The sequence below is a fragment of the Streptomyces sp. 15-116A genome, from assembly GCF_025290915.1.
Classification (GTDB): domain Bacteria; phylum Actinomycetota; class Actinomycetes; order Streptomycetales; family Streptomycetaceae; genus Streptomyces.
This window is the reverse complement of the sequence record NZ_JAOCQE010000336.1, coordinates 1-5,926: the sequence shown is the minus strand read 5'-3', so window position 1 is coordinate 5,926 and position 5,926 is coordinate 1. Positions and strand designations below refer to the sequence as shown.

The 5,926-nt window shown below is 71.7% G+C and carries 4 protein-coding genes; 1 reads left to right on the top strand and 3 read right to left on the bottom strand.

Going from position 1 to position 5,926, the window contains the following annotated elements; all coding sequences use genetic code 11:
* Positions 1–146 precede the first annotated feature (146 nt).
* The 3 genes from N4P33_RS31510 to N4P33_RS31500 all read right to left on the bottom strand — a co-directional run bounded on the left by N4P33_RS31510 (position 147) and on the right by N4P33_RS31500 (position 4,417).
* Positions 147–896 (bottom strand): DUF4142 domain-containing protein, encoded by a 750-nt coding sequence (locus N4P33_RS31510; RefSeq protein WP_260830362.1) that lies wholly within the window; start codon positions 894–896, stop codon positions 147–149.
* Positions 897–988: 92 nt separating this feature from the next.
* The gene (locus N4P33_RS31505; protein ID WP_260830361.1) at positions 989–3,805 is read right to left on the bottom strand and encodes a beta-L-arabinofuranosidase domain-containing protein; all 2,817 of its coding nucleotides are present in this window, start codon (positions 3,803–3,805) and stop codon (positions 989–991) included.
* Between the two features lie 135 nt (positions 3,806–3,940).
* Complete coding sequence (locus N4P33_RS31500) at positions 3,941–4,417, bottom strand: Lrp/AsnC family transcriptional regulator (protein ID WP_260830360.1); 477 nt, start codon at positions 4,415–4,417, stop codon at positions 3,941–3,943.
* A gap of 212 nt (positions 4,418–4,629) precedes the next feature.
* Between N4P33_RS31500 and N4P33_RS31495 the strand changes: the two genes are divergently transcribed.
* Positions 4,630–5,926: FUSC family protein (locus N4P33_RS31495; protein WP_260830359.1), on the top strand; the 1,297-nt coding region annotated here is incomplete at its 3' end.

Genomic DNA, 5,926 nt, shown 5'->3' with positions numbered 1-5,926 from the left:
CTCGCCGCACCGGGCGAACACCCGAGTACAACCAGTACGCGGGTGTCCGCCCGGCACGCCGAGAGCACGCACCGGACGCCGCAGGGCCCGCCCTTCGGGCGGACGACGGGACTTTGCGGACACCCCCTAGACAGCCGCCGCGCCCGCTACTTGACCGTCCCCGACGGCGACGGTGCCGGGGAGACCGTGTTCAGGTCCTCCAGGCCCTTGGGGATCTCCAGGACCTTCACCGGTGCGCCGGCCGCCGGTGCCGGCGGGGTCACCTGCTCCGCCGGCATCTTGGGCGGGCTGGTCTGCTGGAAGTTGACCTGCTCCTGGTTGACCATGCCGGTCTTCTCCAGCACGGTCATGTGGTCGAGCACCGTGTCGTTGGCCTGGTCAGCGAGCTGCCGGATCAGCGTGTTCCTGGTGCTGGCCCGGATCTTGGCGATGGCCGGGAAGATCTGACCGTGCGTCACCCGCATGATGTTCGCCGCGACCGAGTCGAACTCCCTGCCGGTGGCGGAGTTCACCGTCTGGACGAACTGCTCCTGCTGCGGCGACGCCTGGTTGGGCAGCGTGATGCCCAGCTCGATCGAGATCTTGCGGCAGCTCGCGTCCAGTCGGCCGTGCCCGACGACGAGATGCTCGCCCGCCTCCTTCATCTCCGGTGTCGTACCGCGCTCCATCGCCAGCAGCCCCAGGGGGTGCTCCCAGAGCCCCGCCGCGCGCACCTTCACCACGAAGTCACGGTCCGCCTCGGTGAGCGGGCCGTAGTTCGTGTTGGCGATGATCCGGTCCGGCTGGGTCGATGTGTTCTGTACGCCCAGCATGGTGGGATAGGCGAGCGCGGCGAGGGTGAGAACCATGGCTCCGCCCACGAACGCGGTTCCTGCCGTGCTGCGCGAGATGCGCATCGTGCCTCCTGGGATATGAACGGCCCAACAGCAGGAAGTACGGACGGCAGGCGCGAGGCAATCAGCGTTCGGGGAAAAATCTTCGGCGGGCCTCAGGGCACGTACGTCGCCTCGCGCGCCGTCCGTACGACCGCGGCGCCCTCCTCCTCGCTCAGCAGACCGCCGGACACCCACGCGTCCACTGTCGACCGCACGCGTCTCACCAGCGCGTCCTTGCCGCGGAAGGGCGCACCGGCCCAGACGGCGTCCAGGAGCGTGGTCCCGTCGTCCCGGGCCGGGTTGGCGACCCCGGAGTCGGACGTGCCGAAGATCACACGCGGCTCCGAGCGTCGGAAGTACACGTGCGTCGGGTCCTCGGTCCCCTCCGAGAAGGGCGCGAGCTCGACGCCGTCCAGCGTGAAGTGCAACGGCTCGCCGGGGACGGGGGTGAGGGACGGCAGCAGGTCTCCGCTCAGCCCGGCGTTGCGGTACAGCCCCAACTCCAGCTGTTCGGTGCCCGCCCGGCGGGCGGCCAGGGTGACCGGACCGTAGAAGAGGGCCTGCAGACCGGGATCGTCGAGCGCCTTCTCCACCCGCAGCCGGAACGGGACGGAGATCCGCACGGTGTCCCCGCCGCGCCAGGTCCGGGAGACAGCGAAGTAGCTGCCGGGCCGCGGATCCCCGGGCACCGTACGCCCGTTGACGGTGACCCGGAACCCCGCCGTCGCCCATGACGGCACACGCAGCAGCAGGGTGAAGGCCGCCCGGCCCTCGCCGATGGTCAGGGTGCTGCCCTGTTCCTCCGGATAGTGGGTGGCCTGCGTGACCGTGATTCCCTTCTCGGCCCAGGTCAGTTCGGACCGGCTGTACAGGTTGACGTACAGCGCGCTCCCGTCGGACCGCGCGAAGTACACCGAGTCCTGGTACTTGGTGGCGCTCTCCATGCCGGTGCCCTCGCAGCAGGTCGTGCCCTGCTTGGGCGTGTAGTCCCGCACATGGCCGGGCGTCAGCCCGATGAAGTACGTGACGAGCGGCTTCTCGGCGTCCGGCCGGTCCTGCTTGGAGCCGAGCACCTGGTTGTACAGGGCCCGTTCGTAGTAGTCCATGTAGGCCGGGTCCTGCTCGTGGAAGAACAGCGTCCGGCTCAGCTTGAGCATGTTGTACGCGCAGCACGTCTCGGCGGTGGTGGGCCCGATGCTGCCCGCGATGACGTCACGCGCCTTCCAGAACTCCCCGCTGCTGGTGCCGCCGATGGCGTACATCCGGTGCGGGACGACCATCCGCCAGAAGTTCCTCGCGGCCGTCAGGTAGCGCTCCTCGCCCGTCGCGTCGTACAGCCGGACCAGGCCCGTGAAGACCGGGATGTGCTGGTTGGCGTGCAGCCCGTCGAGGACGTCGGTGTCCGCGGCGCAGGCGTCGATGAGCCGGTCGAGGTCGAACAGCCGGGCCAGCGCGAGGTGTTCGGCCGTGCCGGTGAGGGCGTGCAGCTCGCAGACGGCCTCGACGACGCCGCCGAACTCCCCGCTGGAGAACAGCCCCCACATCCGCTGCAGAGTCGCCGCCGGCAGCACGGACAGCCGGGCGTGCATCCAGTCGCCCATCCCGGACGCCAGGTCGAGCGCCCGCTCGTCGTCCGTGGCGAGATACGCGTCGAGCAGCCCCTGGAGGATCTTGTGCGCGGTGTAGTACGGCGCCCACACCCGGGTGTAGTCGCTCGCGGTCATCGACTCCAGCTCGATGAACTGCGTCTCCGGGTAGGCGGCCAGGAACCCCGGATGGCTGGGCCCGTCCCAGGTGCGGCGCAGGGTCGCGTCCAGCCCCCGTCCCGACGCGTCCGCGAAGGTTCCGCCGGTGGTCTCGTCGAAGGCGTACGACGCCAGATCGCCCCGGCCGGCCGAGGTGCCGGCGGCCCGGCTGCCGTGCAGCTCGGCGATCTCGGCGCCGGTCAGGGCGCGCGCGTAAACGTTGACCTCCTCGAAGGCGCCCGCGAGGACCGGGTCGGCGGGGAAGGGGGAGCGGCCCAGCCAGTGGTGCCTCAGGGCGCCCAGACCGGCAGGCGTCAGGGTCATCTCCGGGTTGCGGGCGACCGGGGTGCCGTCGACGTACAGGGTGCCGGTGCCGTCCGCGAGGGTGACGGCCACATGGCTCCACTGGTTTAGCGGCAGGGGCGCGGTGCCGTTCAGGCCCTGCTCGCCGCCGGGGCCCGAGGTGGTGATCGCGAACCTCGGCACACCGTCGGCGTTGCGGGCCGCCAGGTACACATAGCGGGCGGTGCCGTCGCCGAAGTCGGCGATCCTCGCCCAGGCGGCGTCGTGCGCGGGCCGCACCCAGGCGGAGAGCGTGAGCGCCCGGGCGCCGTCGAGGACACCCGACGGGAGATCCACGTACTGGTACGAGCCGCGCACGTTCTCCGCCGCGCGGCCGAACCGCCCGTCGGTGCCGAGCACGGCAGGATCGCGGCGCAGCGCCGCACGCACCTCGGTGAGCGCGCCCACCATGGTGCCGATCCGGTCGGCGAACACCTGCTCGCCGGTGCTGCGGTACGCCTGCGCCAGCATGGTCAGGAAGTGGCCGGTGTAGTGGCCGCGCAGATTGCCGTTCGCCTCGCCGTCCAGCCCCTCCCAGCCGCCGGGGGCGACCGCGCCCCGGGTGGAGAGGCCAGCGTTGGCGCGGAAGACCTGAAGCAGGCGATTCACGTCGTAGCCGCGCGCGTGATCGAGCATGAGCCGCCGCTTCTCGGCGAAGACACCCGGCCCCAGCGTGACGTCCTCCAGGGCGAAGGGCCGGACCGGCCACGAGCGACGTGGGGCACCGACCGGCCCGGCCCCTCCCGGCGCGGCGACGGCTCGCCCGGTCGTGGTGGCGCAAGCGGCGGTCGCCGCGAGAGCGGCCGCCTGGATGAGGGTCCTTCTCGAGAGGGGCGGTGCCATGGGTGCTCCTCTGCTGCCGGATGTCAATGAGTTGTGCGAAATGTCGAACGCCGTACGAACAATCGACCAGACGATAGGGAGGTGAGCAGAACACGTCAACGGGGCGGGAGTGATCCGTCGCCGGAACGCCCACGCTCACCTGCGTGCGCCGCGTCCGATCGACTCCACCAGCGGCAGCAGCCGGTGCGGGACCCGCTCGCGCAGGGCCACCTCCGTGCGGGTGCGGACCACGCCGGGCAGGCTGATCAGCTTCTGGATCACGTCCTCCAGATGACCGTTGTCCCGCGCCACCACCCGGGTCAGCAGATCGCCGCCGCCGGTGATGGAGAACGCCTCGACGATCTCCGGTACGGCCGCCAGCGCGTCGCCGACCTCGTCCAGATGCCCCTGGGTGACCTCGATGTGCACGAACGCGAGCACGGGATGACCCAGCGCGGCGGGGGAGAGGGCCGGTGCCGAACCGGTGATCACACCCTCGCGCTCCATACGGTCCAGACGGGCCTGGAGGGTGCCCCGCGCCACCCCGAGGATGCGGGCGTACTCCCGCACGCTGGTGCGTGGCTGCTCCAGCAGCAGCCGCAGGATGCGGGTGTCGAGCTCGTCCACGGCCATGACGTCCGGCCTCCTTCGCGCAGCGTCGGCCGTTGGCCCTCCATCGGCCGCTCATCGAACCCTCGCACTGTACCAATGGCTCAGTCCGAAGCTCGTCGGTTGAGCCAGTGGTGGCAGGGATGGTGATATGGAGGCGTCGATGGCGCTGCGGACCCCGCGGCGCCTTTTTCATGCCACGTTCCGAACGAGACATCCCAGGGGGGCGATAAGTGGTGCTGAAGAGGGTGTTCATGGCTCCGGACCCGGGCCGCGTGCGGCTGCGCTTCGCGGCCCGCGCCGTGCTCGGCATCTCGCTGGCCGTCGTCCTGTGCGGCCTGGCCGGGCATTCGCTCGCGGGTGCCGTCACCGGCGGTCTCGCCGCCCTGCTCGCCCTGTTCACCGTCACCGACGCCACGATCCGCGGACAGGCCGTCACCACCGCGCTGCTGCCGGCCGTCGGCCTGCCCGTGCTCGCCCTCGCGGCCGAGCTGCACGACCAGCCGGTGGCCCGGGACCTCGCCTTCCTCGCCGTGGTCGGCGCGGGCGTCTACGCCCGGCGCTGGGGGCCGCGCGGGCACAGCCTCGGCGTGTTCGCGTTCATGACGTACTTCGTGGCGCAGTTCCTGCAGGCCACCCCGGGCCGGCTGCCCGAGCTGTACGTCTCCGTCCTGCTGTCCGTGCTCGCCGCCGCCGCGGTGCGCTTCGGTGTCTGGTGCTACGAGCGCCGGATGCCCCCGGCCGTCGCCCCCGCCCCGCCGGGCGGCACCGGTCTGGCCCGGATCACCACCCGCCAGGCGATCCAGGCGACCGCCGGCGCGGGTTTCGCCCTGATCGTCGGCCAGCTGGTCTCCGGCCAGCGCTGGTACTGGGCCGTCGGCGCCACCTGGTGGATCTTCGTCAACACCACCTCCCGCGGGGAGACCCTGGTCCGCGGCTTCCGGCGGTTCATGGGCACGGTGCTCGGCATCGGGCTCGCTGTGCTCGTCGCCCTCCCCGTGCACGGGGACGCGCTCCCCACCGCCGTGATCGTGGCCGTCTCCGTCTTCGGCATCTTCTACACCGCCGCCGTGTCCTACACCTGGATGATGCTCTGGGTGACCCTGCTCGCCGCGATGCTCTACGGCCTGCTGGGCGTCCTCAGTCCGCAGCTGCTGGCGCTGCGGCTGGTGGAGACCGGAGTCGGCGCGCTCGGCGCCGTGCTCGCCGTGGCGTTCGTGCTCCCCGTGACCACGCACAGCGTCACCGACGCCTGGATCCAGCGGGCCCTGCGCTGCGTCCACGCCTGCACCGCCGAGACGGCCGCCCGGCTGGCCGGGACCGAGGGCGCCGACCCGAGCCCGAAGGTCGCCGAGCTGGAACAGCTGCTCGCCCGGGTACGGCTCTCCGTCGCCCCGCTGGTGCACCCGCTGAACCCCATGCTCGGCCGCAAGCGGCGGGCCCGCCGGGTGCTCGACCTGCTCGACGCCTGCGCCCGCGAGATCCGCGGCCTCGTCGCCGTCGCCGCCGACCCCGAGGCCTCGCACGACGCCC